The following is a 17,494-nucleotide window of genomic DNA, read 5'->3' on the forward strand; positions in this document are numbered from 1 at the left end:
CATGGCTAAGTTCTTTATTGATCGCCCTATTTTCGCCTGGGTTATCGCCATCATAATTATGTTGGCTGGTAGTCTGGCGATAATGAAGTTACCCGTAGCGCAATATCCGACCATTGCGCCACCGGCAATTTCAATCTCCGCCAACTACCCTGGCGCCGATGCGACCACTGTGCAGAATACAGTTACGCAGGTTATCGAACAGAACATGAACGGTATCGATAACTTGCTGTATATGTCTTCCAGCAGTGACTCCTCCGGTAACGTGCAGTTGACGTTGACCTTTAACTCAGGCACTGACCCTGATATTGCTCAGGTTCAGGTGCAGAACAAACTGCAATTAGCTATGCCTTTACTGCCGCAAGAAGTACAGCAGCAAGGTGTGAGCGTTGAAAAGTCCAGTAGTAGCTTCCTGATGGTTGCCGGCTTTATTTCTGACGACGGCACCATGAAACAGGAAGATATCGCCGACTATGTAGGTTCTAACGTTAAAGACCCAATTAGCCGAACCCTAGGTGTGGGTGATGTTCAGTTATTTGGTTCCCAATACGCGATGCGTATCTGGATGGACCCGCACAAACTGAATAACTACGGCTTGACTCCGGTCGATGTTATTAACGCTATTAAAGTGCAGAACAACCAGGTTGCCGCCGGCCAATTAGGTGGTACACCGCCAGTTCCAGGGCAAGAACTGAACTCATCCATTATTGCTCAGACCCGTCTGACCAATGCGGAAGAATTCAGCCAAATCATGCTGAAGGTCAACACCGATGGTTCACAGGTTCGCTTGAAAGATGTGGCTATCGTTCAGCTGGGTGCTGAAAACTACAACATTATTGCCCGCTTTAATGGTAAGCCAGCTGCAGGTATCGGTATTAAGTTGGCAACAGGGGCTAACGCCCTGAACACCTCTGCGGCAGTAAAAGCTGAATTGGCAAAATTACAGCCGTTCTTCCCGGCAGGGTTGAAAGTGGTCTACCCGTATGACACCACGCCGTTCGTTAAAATCTCCATCAACGAAGTGGTTAAAACACTGGTAGAAGCCATTATCTTGGTGTTCCTGGTAATGTATCTGTTCTTGCAAAACTTCCGGGCGACGTTGATTCCAACGATTGCCGTTCCGGTGGTATTGCTGGGGACTTTCGCCATTCTCTCGGCCTTTGGCTATTCGATAAACACCCTAACGATGTTCGGGATGGTGTTGGCGATAGGGCTATTGGTGGATGATGCCATCGTTGTGGTAGAGAACGTCGAACGTGTGATGCAAGAGGAAGGGCTACCACCGAAAGAAGCCACCAAGAAATCCATGGAGCAAATCCAGGGTGCATTGGTGGGGATCGCGATGGTGCTATCAGCGGTATTTATCCCGATGGCCTTCTTCGGCGGCGCAACCGGGGCGATTTATCGTCAGTTCTCTATCACTATCGTTTCGGCCATGGTGCTCTCTGTTCTGGTGGCATTAATACTGACGCCAGCACTGTGCGCGACCATGTTAAAACCGATAGCCAAAGGCGAACATGGCCCTAAAACCGGCTTCTTCGGTTGGTTTAACCGTATGTTCGAGAAAAGCACCCACCACTATACCGACAGTGTTGGCAACATTCTGCGCAGTACTGGACGTTATTTGGTTATCTATCTGGCCATCGTGATTGGTATGGGTGTGCTGTTCCTGCGCTTACCAACATCATTCTTACCGGAAGAAGACCAAGGCGTGTTCCTGACAATGGTGCAAATGCCGGCAGGTGCGACCCAAGAGCGTACGCAGAAAGTGCTGGATCAGGTCACTGATTATTATCTCGACAAAGAAAAAGATGTTGTTAACTCAGTATTTACCGTTAACGGCTTCGGTTTCAGTGGTCAGGGTCAGAATACCGGTTTGGCATTCGTGAGTTTGAAAAACTGGGATGAACGCCCTGGCGAGCAAAACAAAGTCCCAGCGATTGTTAGCCGTGCGTCTGCTGCTTTCTCGCAAATTAAAGACGGTTTAGTTTTTGCCTTTAACTTGCCAGCAATTGTAGAGCTAGGTACAGCTACCGGTTTTGACTTCGAGTTAATTGACCAAGGTAACGTCGGACATCAAAAGTTAACCGAAGCGCGTAATCAACTGCTCGGTATGGCGGCACAGCACTCTGATATGCTAGTAGGTATGCGTCCTAACGGTCTGGAAGATACGCCGCAGTTCAAAATCGAAGTGGATCAGGAAAAAGCACAAGCTCTGGGTGTGTCTATTTCTGATATCAATACCACCCTGGGTTCAGCAATGGGCGGCAGCTATGTAAATGACTTTATCGACCGTGGTCGTGTGAAGAAAGTTTATGTGCAGGCTGATGCGCCATTCCGTATGTTACCGAGTGATATTGATAAGTGGTATGTGCGTAACAACGCCGGCCAGATGGTGTCATTTGCCACCTTCTCCACTGCCAAATGGGAATATGGCTCACCGCGACTCGAACGTTATAACGGCTTGCCATCCATGGAAATTTTGGGTCAGGCTGCTCCGGGTAAAAGTACCGGTGAGGCGATGGATCTGATGCAAGAGTTGGCGTCTAAGTTACCAAGCGGCATCGGCTATGACTGGACCGGTATGTCCTATCAGGAACGTTTGTCCGGCAACCAGGCTCCGGCGCTGTATGCCATTTCACTGATTGTGGTGTTCTTGTGTCTGGCAGCGTTGTATGAAAGCTGGTCGATTCCATTCTCCGTTATGTTGGTGGTACCTCTGGGTGTGGTCGGTGCGTTATTGGCAGCCTCTCTGCGCGGCCTGAATAACGACGTTTACTTCCAGGTAGGCTTATTGACCACTATCGGGCTATCCGCCAAGAACGCCATTTTGATTGTTGAGTTCGCTAAGGACTTGATGGATAAAGAAGGCAAAGGTTTGGTGGAATCAACATTGCAAGCGGTGCGTATGCGTCTGCGCCCAATATTGATGACATCACTGGCCTTTATCCTTGGGGTTCTGCCATTGGTAATCAGTAGCGGCGCGGGTTCTGGTGCACAAAATGCGGTTGGTACTGGTGTTATGGGCGGTATGATAACCGCTACCGTACTGGCTATCTTCTTTGTTCCGGTATTCTTCGTGGTGGTTCGCCGCCGCTTCAGCCGGAAAAGTGAAGATGTAGAACATGCACATCCTGTTGACCATAAAGTGAAATAAACCTCACTGGCAACCCATGTGTCATATTGAAAAGGCCGCAATTGCGGCCTTTTTCTTTATCTCCCATCAATCTCTGCAACATCGCCCCAGCAGAAAACCGGGCGCTATCGCTACATGAAAGCAGCCTATTTCGTGCGAATGATTATATTGTGATCAATATACCAAATAACAATTTGAGCGTTTGCAGCTGCATAATAAATTACTATGATATAAATATTCATAAAAATGAAGATAAGGAAATGGAAACGAGATTAAAAATTTTATATGACGCGCAGGTTATTGATTCTGCTGTCTACTTCGGGATGCTGAATGTTCTCACTCGTTTGGAACAACACTGGCAATTATCTATTCGCCATTCCCAGGGAGAAATGCTGATCACTCATATGGCAAATGCACTGATGAGAGCGAGTCAAGAACAGGTTATTCCAGCTATCGATGATGAAATATTAAAAGAGATCGAAACCTCAGCTATTTTTGCCAATATCACGGAAATTAATCACGATCTACTCTCACTGTTTACCTTTAAAGTGCCCGATTACGAAGTAGGATATTTATTAGCAAATTTACATGGCCTGCACCTTGCGCAGCAGATGGAGTGCTAAATATTTTAGCACTCATTAAATATTCAAAAAAATGAAAAATAAAATGGCGTAATATAGGGATCTAATATGCTACTGAAAGCATTACAAAAACAAAATCCAGCTCTGATAGAAGTCGCTCTTTCATTCTGGAAACAAGGGATGATTAGACCTGACAGTTATGTTATTGACGTTGATCAGGTCAAACAAAATGCGCGTTTGCTACTGGAAACAGCAACACGTTATGGGATCACTCTTTATCTGATGAGCAAACAGTTTGGCCGCAATCCACTACTGTGTAAACTCCTGCTGGAGTGTGGTTACCAGGGTATCGTCGCGGTAGATTTCAAAGAAGTACGTCAACTCTATCAACATAACTTGCCGGTCGCCCATGTCGGCCATTTAGTTCAAATCCCCAGTGCAATGGTGGATGAAGTTGTATCCCGCCTACCCGAGGTTATTACTGTTTATAGTATTGACAAAGCACGCGAAATTGCCACAGCAGCCGTGCGTCAAAATCAAGAACAAGCTCTGTTATTGAAGATTTATCATCACGGCGACCTGATGTATCCCGGCCAAGAAGCGGGGTTCTCTCTGGATGAATTACCGACTGTTATCCGTGAAATAAAAACAATACCCGGCATCCGTTTGGTGGGTGTCACGCATTTTCCTTGTATGCTTTTTGATAATGAAAAAGGCAAGACGCTGCCCAGCCCAAATCTCAACACATTGATTGAAGCAAAAAGTATTCTTGAGCAACAGGGTATAGAGGTTGAGCAGGTTAATGGCCCTTCCGCAACCGGGGTTGAAAGCCTGCCGCAATTGGCTAAATGGGGAGTGACACACGCCGAACCGGGTCACTCTTTAACCGGGACAATGCCCTCTAACCAACAAGGTAATCAGCCCGAGCATGTCGCCATGCTGTATCTGACTGAAGTTTCCCATTGCCATCAAGGTAAAAGTTATTGCTATGGTGGCGGGTACTATCGGCGCGGCCATTTAAGCAATGCGCTGGTATATGACAAACAGTGGCATACCGCCAAAGTAGTGAGTCCAGCCAATGACAGCATTGATTACACACTGGGCCTTACCGAGCCATTTGCCGTCGGCAGCCCGGTAGTGATGTGCTTTCGTACACAGATTTTCGTTACCCGCAGTGATGTGGTCTTGGTCGCAGGTATCCAATCTGGTCAACCTAAATTGCTCGGGATTTTTGATAGTCAGGGCAATACCATTCCAGCGTCCACAGAACAGGAGGGGTTATGAGTAAGTTTATTGTACTGGTCATCGACAGCTTTGGTGTGGGTGCTATGCCTGATGTCTCTGATGTACGTCCACAGGATCTGGGAGCAAATACTTGTGCCCATATTTTACAAACTTACCCGGAATTGCGTTTAGCCAATTTAGAAAAGTTGGGGTTACTCAATGCCTTGCACATCGGCTCACCTGATTTTCAGGACAGCGTAATGCAAGACAACCCACTGGCCAGTTTTGGTGTCGCACTATTGCAACACGAAGGTGGTGACACCTTTATGGGTCATCAAGAAATCATGGGTACCCTGCCCCGCGCGCCCTTAAGCATGCCGTTCTCCACCGTAAAGTCACATGTCGCTGATGCATTACGTCAGCAGGGTTATCAGGTTGAAGAGCACAGTGCGGCTGATAATAGCATTGATTTACAATTTCTATGGGTCAATAACTGCGTCGCAATTGGCGATAATCTTGAGGCAGATTTAGGTCAAGTATTTAATATTTGTGCTAATTTAAATGCCATTGATTTTGAGCAGGTCCAAAAGATAGGTCGGATAGTTCGCGGTTGTGTAGAAGTAAACCGCGTTATCGCCTACGGAGGGCAACTGATGAATAGCCAAGCAATCATCAGTGCAGCTGAAGTTAAGCAACAACATTATATTGGCATTAACAGTCCAAAATCAGGTGTTTACGATACCGGTTTTCAGGTTATTCATCTCGGTTATGGTGTAGATGCCGATGTTCAGGTGCCTCATCAGCTTGAGAAAGTGAGTATTCCTACCGTGTTGGTCGGTAAAGTCGCGGATATTGTTGCCAATCCGGCGGGGAGAAGCTACCAGCAATTGGTTGATTCCCAAGTTATTTTGGATATCACACTAGCAGAAGTGCAACGCGCGGGTAGTGCCTTTATCTGCACCAATATTCAGGAAACTGACTTGGCAGGCCACGGGCAAGATGTGGCACGTTATGCAGAGCGTCTGCAATTAGTCGATAACATGTTAGGGAAAATCATCGCAGCAATGGCACCCGGTGATTGCCTGGTCGTGATGGCCGATCATGGCAACGACCCGACAATCGGTCACAGCAAGCACACACGCGAGCAAGTTCCATTACTGGTCTATCATCCGGGAATTAAACATTCACAGCAGAAAGCCATTCACCTGGGTATCCGGGAAACCCTGTCAGATGTTGGTGCGACAGCCTGTGAGTTTTTCGCGGCAATTGCTCCACAAAACGGTCACTCTTTCTGGCGACAACTTACTGAAGCCAGCAAATATTAGCCTGGGGCCCGATGGGGTCGTGATATGGAATCGTTTAATTTAGTCAAGATTATTCTTTTCGCGCTAATGGGGGGGATTCGCCACCTTTCTCGCCAATAAATCTATCGCGGTTTATTACGATGGATTGCGGCCTATTATGCCGGAGTTTATGAACGATAATATGAGCCGGAAAGAGCTGGCGGGCATCTCTTTTGCTATCAGCATTGGGTTTATTACTGGTTTCGCCATGCCGATTACATTGGCAACCGGTATTATCGTTATTCATATCATTTTGCTAACAGCGGATATTATTGGAGTATCACTGAATAATACTAAGCAGTTTATAGCGCTTTAATCACTATTGCGCTGGATGGATTGATTAAAGGCTTCAGTTATCTTCCGGTCAACTTCCTTGATGCCCTCGCCTCCGTAGGCGATCCGATAATTTATGCATTTATGGCCGTCCGGTGATGAAACTGGCGGCAGGCCCGATTGCGGCCATTATCGTCGGTATATTGGCGAATATCTTTGCTGTACTCGGACTACACGTAGTCGCCTAGTCGCAGGCCACAGCACCATCTATCTAAAAAAGTCCGCAAATTTCGCTTTGCGGACTTTTTATTTATTCGGATTTGAAACTCGGACTTGAAACTGAAAATCTTAAGGAGCATAATTATTGTTATGGTATAACATAACAAATGAAGTTCATATGAAACCTGGCATCCATCCTAACTACCGAACTGTGGTTTTTCACGATACCAGTGCAGACACTTATTTCACTGTCGGTTCAACTATCGTCACAGCGCGCATCATTGAGCGCGATGGTCAGACCTATCCTTACGTCACATTGGATATCTCTTCAGCATCGCATCCGTATTACACAGGTAAACAAAAAGAGTTTTCAAAAGAAGGTAGCACCGCACGTTTCCAGCAGCGTTACGCCAGTTTCCTGACCAAAAAAGCCAGCTAATTCTGAGAGTTAATTATGCAAGTATTGAGTTCATTACGTTCGGCAAAAAACCGCCATCCCGATTGCAAAATCGTCCGTCGTCGTGGGCGGGTGTATGTCATTTGCAAAAGTAATCCACGTTTTAAAGCGGTTCAGGGAGGAACCCATAAGAAGCGTTGATGTTGGGTTTATCCCCTGCCACTAAAAAGCCCCGTTGCTGCCCAACGGGGCTTTTCTATTTGTCATAAAAGGTTTAAGAACTCAGCCCCTTGGTTCCCTTCGAGGCTGAGCAAATTTCATTCTATTATTACTTCATGGCGCCAACAAGGGTATCCACATTGTGTTTAAACGCTTGCGCATAAGTTACTGCCGGGCCACCTGCAGCAGATAGCGCCTCTGGATAAAGCTCTCCGCCGGCTTGTGCACCACTGGCTTCGGCAATTTGTTTCACTAATCGTGGATCCGTTTGGTTTTCAATAAAATAGGTTTTTATTTTCTCTTTTTTGATTTGGTTAATCAGGGCAGCAACCCCACTGGCACTGGCTTCAGACTCGGTGGAAAACCCGACTGGTGACAAGAAGTTAACCCCATACTCCTGACTAAAATAGCCAAATGCGTCATGGCTGGTCAGCACTTTTCGCTGCCCGGTAGGGATTGCAGCAAACTGCGCTTTGGCATAAGCATCCAGTTTTTCCAGTTGCTGAATGTATTCTCCTCCACGCTTGCGAAAATAGTCTGCATCTTCTGGATCGGCGGCAATCAATGCATTCATTACGTTGTTAGCATATTTGATACCATTCGCCATACTGTTCCATGCATGGGGATCCGTCACCATTTTGCCTTCCTCATCCATCTTACGGGTATTCACTCCGGTTGATGCAATCACAACCTGTCCTTTATAGCCAGAGGCGGTGATCAGCCTTTCTAACCATCCCTCCAAACCTAAACCGCTGACAAACACCACATCAGCTTTTGACAATTGTTTGCTATTTTTCGGCGTGGGTTCAAAACCATGTGGATCACCATTTGGTCCGACCAAGGTAATCACATTGACGTGCTCTCCTCCAACCTGCTGGACGATATCACCTAAAACAGAAAAACTGGCAACGGCTTCAACCGTTTTGGCCATCGCCAGTGGGCTTGACAATAGGGCAGCTACCGCCAAGCTAATAGGTAAATACTTCATTTAACTCTCCTTTAATGACACGGGTTTCTTAATAATAAACAGTTCTCAACGGCGCGCAGTGGTTAACACACCACCACGCGTTCCAAATAAAATAGATAAAAAGAAAATCAAACTGGCGCTCAAGACAATCGCAGGTCCGGCAGGTAATGAGGCGTAATAAGACCACAGTAAGCCGACGATACTGGCAATCATGCCGATCGTCATAGCGATCCCCAGTGTTTGCGGCAAATTTTTGGCCCAAAACCGCGCACTGGCTGCCGGTAGCATCATTAATCCGACTGACATCAAAGTGCCTAAAATCTGAAATCCAGCCACCAAATTAAGGACGACCAACGACAGAAATAGCGCATGAACCACCATCAACCAGCGGCCCATACTTACTCGTAGAAAAACGGGGTCAAATGACTCCACCACCAATGCGCGATAAATGGCGGCTAATGCCAACATGGAGAATGTGGTGATGATGCCAACCATGGTCATGGCGTTGGTATCAACCGCCAAAATAGAACCGAACAATACATGTAGCAGATCCATACTGGACCCACGCAAAGAGACGAGGGTGACACCCAAAGCCAAAGAACCAAGATAGAAACCCGCAAAACTGGCATCTTCTTTTAACAGTGTTCGACGGCTCACCCAGCCAGACATCATGGCAACCGCAAGTCCTGCAATAAAACCACCAATTCCCATCGCAACCAACGACATGCCTGAAATCAGATATCCAATAGCGGCCCCGGGTAATACCGCGTGAGATAGGGCATCACCGACTAAACTCATTCGTCTTAATAATAAGAAAACTCCCAGAGGTGCTGAACTGAGTGACAAAGCTAAACAAGCCACCAATGCTCGTCGCATAAAGCCAAAATCTATAAAAGGATCAGCAAGTAAATGAAACAACGTCATGAGTTGATTGCCCTTAATGTGCTGGGCTGAGGGGAAAAGGAGCAAGATGAGCCGTGCGATTGATGCCATTGCACTAAAACCTGCTCAGCGGACTGCCAGCAGTGGCCATGAGGTGTTAGCCATAAGGCATGAGGAAAATGTTCTTCCACCATCGACATGTCATGCAAGACAGCAATAATAGTTCGCCCTTCAGTATGTAGCTGATGAATAACCTCAAGCAGTAATCCGACAGTTTGACTATCGATCCCGGCAAAAGGCTCATCCAATAAAATCAGTTGCGCTTGTTGCACTAAAAGACGCGCAAATAACACTCGCTGTAACTGCCCGCCGGAAAGCTCACCTACAGGCTGACGAGCCATATCCTGCATTCCGACCGCGCTCAATGCCTGGTTAATTCGTTGTCTGGATTGATGATTAATCCCGCCGAGTAACCCACTTTGTGGCCAACACCCCATGGCAACAACATCTTGAACGACAATGGGAAACTGCCGGTCTAATTCGGCTTGTTGAGGTAAGTAGGCCATTTGTGGAACTCTCCCGCCGGTAAAGGTAATCTGCCCTGAGACGGCCGGGTGTAGTCCTGCCAAAGTTTTAAGCAAAGTGGATTTACCCGCTCCATTTGCTCCGATAATGGCGGTAAGCGAACCAGCGACAAAACAGCCATCAATGGGAGGTGTCAGTGCATAACTACCATATCCAATTTCAGTATTCTTCAAGTTTATCATGGTAATACATTCGCCCAATAGATAGAGCACCACAGCAAAACACAAAGCAAGGCAACACCGGCAATGCGCTGCAAAGAAGATAATGAGAACAATGTCCAATGTGGAAGTGAAGTAAACCGAGCAGTGAATTTATTCATGTCAGAAAGAATAAGTGATTAATTGATACAATATAACATCACATTAAATTGTTAAATTCAAGCGCACATCACTGCCTTATCGATTACAAAAGTAACAAGCCATGACGGGATACCAGCACAGTACGGACGTGTGAGGGGAAGTAAAACTACCGCTGTTGATAAAATACGCAACACTCTCATAGTTAGTTACAGTAAATTAAACTTTGTTTACTGAGGGCTGGCTGGTGAGTACCCGCTGAATTTTGCTAATCTAACCACCGAACTATTCGCTCGTGCTCGCAAAACAGTAAATTATGCAATAAAAAATAAGCCATTCGGCGAGCCCACCTCTTGATCAAATCCGTATAGCATTCTAAATTAATAGAAGAGGGTTAAATTAATCGTAAGTAATAGTCTTAAATATGAGGATGTCTATTTAGAGGTTGTTATTTTATTGCCATACGGTGTTATTGAAGATGGTAATTTTAATAACACCACTGTGTGTTAACTCAGTCAGCTTAGTTGATAAATCCCATTAAATTTGATTTTTTTGATTCAAATCATACGAGTAGTGCTTCAAAAAAATTGTTATCGCATTTTTTGTGACAATGGCAATGCGCTGATGAATTAATCATGTCACCATGAGCGGACAATTAATGAACAATGAAATAGCTGGGGACTTCTCCTCAGGATGTTACCCGATTTCATTACTAACGGATGTTATCAGAAATAATATTCGTGAAATTGAAGGAAGTTTAGTTTCCGGGTTAATGTATTATTCTGAAAATGCACAGTACACAGATGGTTCATTAGAAATTCTTGATGTTTTCGCTTTGAAAGATAACCGTTATTCAATGAGTTACTGTTTTAAGTGGTATATTTTCAACCCCTGTTTGGATATCAACACTGAAGATTTACTAACAAATACTGTAACATTTATTGTACATCCTCAAAAAATCATCTTTGATATAATTAACAATGACAGACCTTCAACCGCTGACGAATTGTAAGATGAAGTAATAAAGTTGCGCGGTGAGCGGAGAAATGATTTATATTAATAGCAAGACCAGTTTATTTAGTTTCTGATAAGCCCCTGCATTTATATGATTACCGATCTACTCACATTGTGTTATCAACACCGAATTAAGCGTTTACGGAGGGGATGATATGGATGAGTACTCACCTAAGCGGCATGACGTTGCCCAGTTGAAGTTCCTGTGCGAGAGTTTGTATGATGAAGGCATTGCTACCCTTGGTGATAGCCATCATGGCTGGGTAAATGATCCAACTTCAGCCGTAAACCTGCAACTCAATGATTTGATCGAGCATATAGCTTCATTTGTGATGAGTTTTAAAATAAAATACCCGGATGGCGGGGATCTTTCAGAGTTAGTGGAAGAATATTTAGACGACACATATACTCTGTTTAGTAGTTACGGAATCAATGATCCCGAATTACAGCGCTGGCAAAAGACCAAAGAGCGTTTATTCAGACTTTTCTCAGGGGAATACATCTGTACCCTGATGAAAACTTAAGGGATAGTTTCCCTATAGTATTTTTATATTGAGAAGAAAAAACACCATGACAAAAACTGACTACCTAATGCGTTTAAGAAAATGTACGACTATTGATACATTGGAACGTGTAATTGAAAAAAATAAGTACGAACTTTCTGACGATGAGCTGGAATTGTTTTACTCAGCAGCAGACCACCGCTTAGCTGAACTCACAATGAATAAACTTTATGATAAAATTCCACCTACTGTATGGCAACATGTGAAATAGTCTGCTTAACGCTGGTTAAGACACACAACGTTGAGCCGATAATCGTTATCGGCTTCAATGCAGCAAGCGGGTTATAAATGTTTAATGTTAGATAAACGTCATGATAGAACAACGGTATTGAAGGTTAACTTTAATCCCGCGTTATTGTATACCTGTGTTTAGATGCAGCCCAATGCGTTATCAGAGCATTTAAGGGGTGCGCAGTTATGTGCTATTTAATTTATTAAAAATCTGCTTAATGGCTAATAATTTAGAGATATTATTAATTATTAGCTAAAACTAAAATGCAAATAAAAAATGCAACCTGCAAATAAATAAGAATAATCTTATATTATCATTCAATCATGAGTTGATGATGTGTGCGCTTACGGTACTATTCACCTATGCCATCGTTCAGATTAGCATGCACATCCGCGGATAACTGGCGGTTATCTGTTGTCATATGAGTGATGAGACAGAGCACCCATTAGTTCAATAAATTCAGGGTCATGATCAATAAAAGCTATTTCGTTGAAACGCAAAAGACAAAACCGGGCTTAATTGCCCGGTTTGCTTATTTGTGATTTTTAGTCAGTATCAAAAGTTATATTTAATCCCTAACATCACTGCGGTATCGCTGTAGCCATTATTGCCCACTTGTTGGCCAACATTACCCCAGACATTTACATTTTTGTTCAACTGCCCTTCAACACCTAACTTCAATTCACCTATATTGGCGGCACCGTCCTGCTTCACGATAATACCATCCATAGTCGTACCGAAATCTTTAGTGTTGTGAATCCAGTTGACTTCAACAAAGGGCTGGAATACCCGGTTTTTGCCTTTATCCTGATCGGCATAGCCGCTCATAAAGGTTTTCACCCCGAGACGAGTTTGAATATTGCCATCACCTTCACCGGAGACATAAGTGCCGTTAGCTTCTTTATGGTCATTAGCTTTCACGCCCATCCAGATCATCTGCACTTTAGGTTGGATAAAGTAGGTAGCATTCCTAGCTGCATTTTCACTCATTTTAAAGGTATAGCCACTCTCAATAGAGGCTGTAACACCGCTAGATTTATAACTTTCGCTGGCCAGCTCCTGCCCTTCAACCCGGTTATTAAACCAGCTATATTGCGCCCAGCTATCCACATATAAACCCGACTTATCGGCTTTGTTGGCATACCAAGTGCCATACATCCCAAGGCTATAACCATCGACAGAGGAGCGAGCACTGTAACCAGATAAGTGGGATTCAGTCCGGCTTTTGCTGTTACCGTATCCCCCCATGATGCCCAGATGGAAACGATCTGCATCATTGTTGCTCCACTGAGCAATATCTCCTCCCAGTTGCAGCACATAGCGGTTGCTCTGAGTAGATAATTGGTCATAACTGTCTCTGGAACGAGTATGTCCACCCTCATTACGCATCCACAGGCTGGTGACTTTCTGCTCACCCGTAAAGGCGTCGATATATTGAGTTTCCCCCAAACGGTCATGTAAACTTGTAACGAACATGGTGTTTGCTGCAGCCAGGTTGGCAAAGTAACCACTAGCTTCCGGCCGCTCAACTTTCTGTTTCTGCTCTGGCTCACCCGGTGCTGTTGGGTCAACAAGCTCAGGTGGATCGAGCGGAGTAATAATCGGTGCAGAAGCATTAGTTAAATACCAGTGGCTGCTATTACCATCATAGCTGCGGCTTAAGCTACTATCCTGTCCACGATTCAGGCGGTAATCATAAGCACCCGCGACAATACGTCCTGATTGGATAAATTCACCATTAGAATCCCCATTAACCCGAATTAACTCAATACCCTCAAGGGTTTCATTACCCATCCCACCCGCATTTCTCACCACTACGTAAGTCGTCCCAGAGGTATTACCCTCAATTAAGAGCTTATCGGTTTCTGAAGTATCGTCATTCAGCGCGGTATTAAAATAGATATAGCCGCCATCACTGTGATAATTACCCGCCACAGTCAGTGTTTTAAAGTTAGAACCGTTATCGACATAATTAACAATGGCACCATTGGCTAAATTCAAGGTGGTTAGATTAGAATCGCCGGACATATTCCAGATACTGGAGTGACCACTTATTGCCAGATTAATAGTGCCATTATTACTGCTGGTGCTACCAAGGCTTTTAGTTGTCCCGCTAAAAACAGATCCCTCAGCCAGGCTCAAGTCAATTAAGCCACTTTTTTCTGCCAGAATATTGCCATGAATATGAAAAACACCCGTAGTTGATTGATCATTAACAGCATCATAAGATTTTATTTCTGAACCGATACCTGTCGCGTATATAGCATTAGAATTACTGCCACTCGCGTTAATTACCAAACCACCCAGTATATTAATGATACCACCACGGGTATTGGTAGAAAGCCCCGAACTTGCTTTTAGACCGTTGGCACTGGCACCGCTGGTCTTCACCTTGGTGCCATCACCTAAATTTACTACACCACTTTTGTTGGCAAAAACCCCATCAGCTGAATTACCAGAGGTTGTAATTGCGCTATTTTTACCGATAGTCACACTGGCTGATCCTGTTTGCCCAGAATCCCCCATTTCACGGTTCCCGGCGTAAACGCCATAGCCCAGGCCATCAACAAGATTCGATCCTGAACCTTCGGTTGTGATATCAGCCCTGTCGCCCAAAACAATATTATTATACTGCCCTGCCGTATTGGTCAGGTTAGCACGTACACCAATCCCATATTTAGCGAAGATCTCTGCATCACTACCCAGTGTAATGAGACTTGAACCCGTGTTGTTACCGGCATTTATGCCATCACCCGAAGCCCCTAATGCATAAATACTGGCATTGTTCCCAACAGTAATAATGGCCGGATTATTGGCAGGTGCGCCCGACTTTATCTGTATCGCATCAGCTTTGTTACCCGATACATTGATGTACAGATTATTGCCAAATTTCATCTCACCTGCCTGATTCTTATATAGCCCGACAACAGCGTTAGTAGGGCTAGAAACTAGGTCAAATGTATTGGTAATCGAGTAGTCGTCCCCATAAATACCGTCCCAAAAAGTAGAGTCAGTACAAATGGTTAAATTGCATCCAGCAAAACTTTGGACACTAAATAAGCCCATTGTCAATGAAATGATAATAGTTATTCTTTTCTTTTTAAAAACTTTTGCCAGCGGGGGGGTCATATTAATGTCCTGGTTATTCTGTGCGAAATTAAAACAAGTTGATATTTGTAATTTTCATGGATTTTATTTTAATTAGAAATGGTTTTTATTTTCTAAAAAAATAAAAACTTATTCATTTCGAGTGAAATATACCATCGACTAACAAGACAATAATGTAAGAACACATCACCACTATCTGTATGAATCTTCCTACAATTAAATTAACTTAAATTTATCCAATTCAAATTCAATGAATTGACTTAAATTTACGCATTGGGCGGCATAACAAAAATAACGATTAGTTGATTAAGATCATTTTAAAAATCATTAGAAATTTCAATGTGTCTTTTATATTTATTTATAATGACTTGATTAAACTCAATCACATTTAAATATTTTCTATATTTTATCACAATGACATACCGTCTAATTACCTTAGCGCTGAGCGACACATTGTTAGATAGCAAAATACGAATGCTACCGGAGTCCTTATCCGCATTAGCGCAAGTAGCTCACGTCTTGTAACTGCGGGAACAACCCCATATTCATGGGCTGAGGTATGTGGATGACGCCACGTTTTATAATAAACCAGCGGGCATGTTATTTTCAAAAATCACAATAATTTAAAGGAATAGCAAAAGAGATGTATATCGAGATCGAGTGCCGCACACAGAGGAAAGGTTGTAAAGTGAGTTTTTAACTATATTTAACAAAAATTTACGTCTCAAAGGTGTACAAGAAAAATTCTAATTTCACGACGTTTTCTAAATGTCAGGAGACTCTACGGTAGTACCAGATTCTGTGACGGGAAAGCATAAGATGCGACATTGATTAGCGCCCTAGGTGATACACAAAAGTTGTATCACTACCGGCCAATGCACGAGACAAGTGTTGAATATGATGGATATCATGCACTTATCAGAAATGGTGGAGGCCCTGCCAGCTACATCCCGGCACACACCTCGCCTGCTGCGGCTGCTTCCTTCCGGACCTGACCGAGTTCACAAGTTAGTGTTGCGGGAGAACCAACAGGGCCTCCATTGTCGTTAACGGCTCCTTATACTCTGGAGCGGTGGGCATTATCGGCCATGAACTTCGAAATAGCAAGACAACACACGCTAACTGGTGGTTTCTTGCCCAGGCAGTCCAAAGTTAGGCCTAAACCTATTTTCTTCTGGCAAAAAACGCTCTGATAATGTTATTTATTGCCTTCATTCTATTTATCTCGCTCTATTTCTTACTCTCTCTCCATGACTCGTGCGTAGTGAAAACAGCTCAGAAAGAGGATGCAGTGATATCAACAAAAATAGAACTAAAAAAACCGGATGATCCAGCAGAACACAGTAAAATGGATAACTTTCGTCAGCGGGTATTTCACGTTGTGGCTGCTATCCCCTATGGGCAAGTCACCACCTATGGTGATATCGCCCGACTGATAGGCTCTCCCCGAGCCGCGCGTCAGGTGGGCGGCGTTCTAAAACGCTTACCTGAAGGCTCTACTTTACCCTGGCATCGGGTTATTAATCGTCATGGTGAAATATCATTAATTGGGGATGATTATCTTAGGCAGAAAAATGCATTACTGGCGGAAGGTATTGAAATAAGTCCTACCGGACGGATTGATTTACTGCAATATTGTTGGCAATACAGCTAGCTTCAGCGCCACAGGACGCTATGCCCTGTAGCGCGCAAAGCCAATCGAAAGTTACTGTATCGTACCTGTCCCGGTCATTGTCGCGGTAGGGGCAGTTTCAATAGCCACAGAAGTCACAGGAACCAGCAGCAAGTTAGCCTGAGTACCGGTACCATTGTTAATCACTTCCTGAATGGTATCAGTGATAAACATTAGCTGACCGTTATGAGTAATGGCTGCACTTACAATGATACGGGCATTTGGCTGAATTTCTGCAGGGTTAAACGGCAAGGTAAAAGTAAATGGTGCTTGTTTACCCTCGGTGCGAATCGCTTTTTGAGCAATAACTCGCGTTGGCGCATCAGCCAGTGAGGCATCCGACAGCGTCACCGTAACGACAGCATCAGGTGGCAAGGCAATGCGCTCGCGGATATTTACTGTCCCTTGTACGGACGGTTGCGCAATAGGTGCAGCGGCTGTCGTGATTCCTGCTGGTGCCGGAACGGGAACATCAGCCCCTTTGTGGGCACACCCAGCTAAACTGACTACTAATGCTGCCCCACCCGCTACCTGCCAGAATTTTTTTGATTGCCAAGGTTTCATAGGTCGCACTCCTTCTTATTATTAAGATGCGAGTTTTATCCAAAAAAACTCGCGTTTAATAAGTGGCTTCAACCACCTAGCAAGCTAATTATAGCACAATCTGCTATCTCCTGCCGTTTCTCTCTCGATTGAGTCATTTATCAGACGATTCCTTATAAGACTAACTTCAACCGCACAGCTGTTTCACAGCAATATATTGACGATAGCCATGATGATTCAGCA

At 44.4% G+C, this 17,494-nt stretch carries 16 protein-coding genes, 1 other RNA gene and 2 pseudogenes; 13 read left to right on the forward strand and 6 right to left on the reverse strand.

All coding sequences use genetic code 11. The features are described 5' to 3' along the window. Position 1 precedes the first annotated feature (1 nt). The 8 genes and pseudogenes from acrB to ykgO all read left to right on the forward strand — a co-directional run bounded on the left by acrB (position 2) and on the right by ykgO (position 7,371). Positions 2-3,154 (forward strand): efflux RND transporter permease AcrB, encoded by a 3,153-nt coding sequence (gene acrB / locus ACF3VQ_RS15200; protein WP_392431977.1) that lies wholly within the window; start codon positions 2-4, stop codon positions 3,152-3,154. Positions 3,155-3,393: 239 nt separating this feature from the next. After that, on the forward strand, positions 3,394-3,756 hold the full coding sequence (locus ACF3VQ_RS15205) for a PRD domain-containing protein (RefSeq protein WP_392435609.1): 363 nt from the start codon (positions 3,394-3,396) through the stop codon (positions 3,754-3,756). A gap of 66 nt (positions 3,757-3,822) precedes the next feature. Then, positions 3,823-4,998: a YhfX family PLP-dependent enzyme gene (locus ACF3VQ_RS15210; protein WP_392431979.1), complete on the forward strand. Its 1,176-nt coding sequence runs from the start codon at positions 3,823-3,825 to the stop codon at positions 4,996-4,998. After that, positions 4,995-6,263 (forward strand): phosphopentomutase, encoded by a 1,269-nt coding sequence (locus ACF3VQ_RS15215; RefSeq protein WP_392431980.1) that lies wholly within the window; start codon positions 4,995-4,997, stop codon positions 6,261-6,263. Before ACF3VQ_RS15210 ends, ACF3VQ_RS15215 begins: the two co-directional genes overlap by 4 nt. 124 nt (positions 6,264-6,387) lie before the next feature. After that, a pseudogene (locus ACF3VQ_RS15220) lies at positions 6,388-6,713 on the forward strand (YhfT family protein). Further along, positions 6,713-6,802, forward strand: a complete 90-nt coding sequence (locus tag ACF3VQ_RS15225) for a hypothetical protein (protein WP_392431981.1) — start codon at positions 6,713-6,715, stop codon at positions 6,800-6,802. Before ACF3VQ_RS15220 ends, ACF3VQ_RS15225 begins: the two are co-directional and overlap by 1 nt. Before the next feature lie 149 nt (positions 6,803-6,951). Continuing rightward, complete coding sequence (locus ACF3VQ_RS15230) at positions 6,952-7,212, forward strand: type B 50S ribosomal protein L31 (protein ID WP_392431983.1); 261 nt, start codon at positions 6,952-6,954, stop codon at positions 7,210-7,212. 15 nt (positions 7,213-7,227) lie between these two features. Further along, the gene (ykgO, locus tag ACF3VQ_RS15235; protein ID WP_002208618.1) at positions 7,228-7,371 is read left to right on the forward strand and encodes a type B 50S ribosomal protein L36; all 144 of its coding nucleotides are present in this window, start codon (positions 7,228-7,230) and stop codon (positions 7,369-7,371) included. A 127-nt stretch (positions 7,372-7,498) separates the two neighbouring features. Here ykgO and ACF3VQ_RS15240 read toward each other — a convergent pair whose 3' ends face one another. Genes ACF3VQ_RS15240 through ACF3VQ_RS15250 form a run of 3 tightly spaced genes read right to left on the reverse strand, consistent with a single transcriptional unit; the run spans position 7,499 to position 10,005 of the window. Further along, complete coding sequence (locus tag ACF3VQ_RS15240) at positions 7,499-8,377, reverse strand: metal ABC transporter substrate-binding protein (RefSeq protein ID WP_392431984.1); 879 nt, start codon at positions 8,375-8,377, stop codon at positions 7,499-7,501. A 45-nt stretch (positions 8,378-8,422) separates the two neighbouring features. Continuing rightward, positions 8,423-9,280: a metal ABC transporter permease gene (locus ACF3VQ_RS15245; RefSeq protein ID WP_392431986.1), complete on the reverse strand. Its 858-nt coding sequence runs from the start codon at positions 9,278-9,280 to the stop codon at positions 8,423-8,425. Next, entirely contained in the window at positions 9,277-10,005 is a 729-nt protein-coding gene (locus tag ACF3VQ_RS15250; RefSeq protein WP_392431988.1) for a metal ABC transporter ATP-binding protein, read from the reverse strand. The genes ACF3VQ_RS15245 and ACF3VQ_RS15250 overlap by 4 nt, the downstream gene beginning before the upstream one ends. A 772-nt stretch (positions 10,006-10,777) precedes the next feature. On the opposite strand from ACF3VQ_RS15250, the gene ACF3VQ_RS15255 reads away from it, so the two are divergent. The 3 genes from ACF3VQ_RS15255 (at position 10,778) to ymoA (ending at position 11,907) form a co-directional block, all read left to right on the forward strand. Then, complete coding sequence (locus tag ACF3VQ_RS15255; protein WP_392431990.1) at positions 10,778-11,131, forward strand: hypothetical protein; 354 nt, start codon at positions 10,778-10,780, stop codon at positions 11,129-11,131. Between the two features lie 157 nt (positions 11,132-11,288). Further along, positions 11,289-11,657, forward strand: coding sequence for an Hha toxicity modulator TomB (gene tomB / locus ACF3VQ_RS15260; RefSeq protein ID WP_005167670.1), 369 nt, complete (start codon positions 11,289-11,291; stop codon positions 11,655-11,657). A 46-nt stretch (positions 11,658-11,703) separates the two neighbouring features. Next, a complete protein-coding gene (gene ymoA, locus ACF3VQ_RS15265; protein ID WP_002208622.1) occupies positions 11,704-11,907 on the forward strand; it encodes an expression modulating protein YmoA in 204 nt (67 codons plus the stop codon). 576 nt (positions 11,908-12,483) lie between these two features. Here the strand turns inward: ymoA and ACF3VQ_RS15270 are convergent. Further along, entirely contained in the window at positions 12,484-14,994 is a 2,511-nt protein-coding gene (locus ACF3VQ_RS15270) for an autotransporter outer membrane beta-barrel domain-containing protein (RefSeq protein WP_392435611.1), read from the reverse strand. Between the two features lie 456 nt (positions 14,995-15,450). Between ACF3VQ_RS15270 and ACF3VQ_RS15275 the strand changes: the two are divergent. Next, positions 15,451-15,543, forward strand: a pseudogene (locus ACF3VQ_RS15275) (pyridoxal phosphatase); the annotation flags it as partial. Between the two features lie 427 nt (positions 15,544-15,970). Here the strand turns inward: ACF3VQ_RS15275 and ffs are convergent. Next, positions 15,971-16,067, reverse strand: an RNA gene (gene ffs, locus ACF3VQ_RS15280) — signal recognition particle sRNA small type. Between the two features lie 317 nt (positions 16,068-16,384). On the opposite strand from ffs, the gene ACF3VQ_RS15285 reads away from it, so the two are divergent. Further along, positions 16,385-16,690 carry an MGMT family protein gene (locus tag ACF3VQ_RS15285; RefSeq protein WP_392435613.1) on the forward strand — a complete coding sequence of 102 codons (306 nt, stop codon included), beginning with the start codon at positions 16,385-16,387 and terminating at the stop codon, positions 16,688-16,690. A gap of 51 nt (positions 16,691-16,741) precedes the next feature. Here ACF3VQ_RS15285 and ACF3VQ_RS15290 read toward each other — a convergent pair whose 3' ends face one another. Continuing rightward, entirely contained in the window at positions 16,742-17,272 is a 531-nt protein-coding gene (locus tag ACF3VQ_RS15290; protein ID WP_392431991.1) for a YbaY family lipoprotein, read from the reverse strand. Positions 17,273-17,494: the final 222 nt, after the last annotated feature.

Source organism: Yersinia fenwicki, from assembly GCF_043099325.1.
Lineage (GTDB): Bacteria > Pseudomonadota > Gammaproteobacteria > Enterobacterales > Enterobacteriaceae > Yersinia.

Excerpts from the sequence above, each read along its gene's own strand:
- acrB (WP_392431977.1), top strand. The coding sequence starts at position 2 with ATGGCTAAGTTCTTTATTGATCGCCCTATTTTCGCCTGGGTTATCGCC.
- ACF3VQ_RS15250 (WP_392431988.1), bottom strand. The coding sequence starts at position 10,005 with ATGATAAACTTGAAGAATACTGAAATTGGATATGGTAGTTATGCACTG.
- ACF3VQ_RS15230 (WP_392431983.1), top strand. The coding sequence starts at position 6,952 with ATGAAACCTGGCATCCATCCTAACTACCGAACTGTGGTTTTTCACGAT.
- ACF3VQ_RS15290 (WP_392431991.1), bottom strand. The coding sequence starts at position 17,272 with ATGAAACCTTGGCAATCAAAAAAATTCTGGCAGGTAGCGGGTGGGGCA.
- ACF3VQ_RS15245 (WP_392431986.1), bottom strand. The coding sequence starts at position 9,280 with ATGACGTTGTTTCATTTACTTGCTGATCCTTTTATAGATTTTGGCTTT.
- ACF3VQ_RS15270 (WP_392435611.1), bottom strand. The coding sequence starts at position 14,994 with ATGGGCTTATTTAGTGTCCAAAGTTTTGCTGGATGCAATTTAACCATT.
- ACF3VQ_RS15210 (WP_392431979.1), top strand. The coding sequence starts at position 3,823 with ATGCTACTGAAAGCATTACAAAAACAAAATCCAGCTCTGATAGAAGTC.
- ACF3VQ_RS15225 (WP_392431981.1), top strand. The coding sequence starts at position 6,713 with ATGAAACTGGCGGCAGGCCCGATTGCGGCCATTATCGTCGGTATATTG.
- ykgO (WP_002208618.1), top strand. The coding sequence starts at position 7,228 with ATGCAAGTATTGAGTTCATTACGTTCGGCAAAAAACCGCCATCCCGAT.
- tomB (WP_005167670.1), top strand. The coding sequence starts at position 11,289 with ATGGATGAGTACTCACCTAAGCGGCATGACGTTGCCCAGTTGAAGTTC.
- ACF3VQ_RS15255 (WP_392431990.1), top strand. The coding sequence starts at position 10,778 with ATGAACAATGAAATAGCTGGGGACTTCTCCTCAGGATGTTACCCGATT.
- ACF3VQ_RS15240 (WP_392431984.1), bottom strand. The coding sequence starts at position 8,377 with ATGAAGTATTTACCTATTAGCTTGGCGGTAGCTGCCCTATTGTCAAGC.
- ymoA (WP_002208622.1), top strand. The coding sequence starts at position 11,704 with ATGACAAAAACTGACTACCTAATGCGTTTAAGAAAATGTACGACTATT.
- ACF3VQ_RS15205 (WP_392435609.1), top strand. The coding sequence starts at position 3,394 with ATGGAAACGAGATTAAAAATTTTATATGACGCGCAGGTTATTGATTCT.
- ACF3VQ_RS15215 (WP_392431980.1), top strand. The coding sequence starts at position 4,995 with ATGAGTAAGTTTATTGTACTGGTCATCGACAGCTTTGGTGTGGGTGCT.
- ACF3VQ_RS15285 (WP_392435613.1), top strand. The coding sequence starts at position 16,385 with ATGGATAACTTTCGTCAGCGGGTATTTCACGTTGTGGCTGCTATCCCC.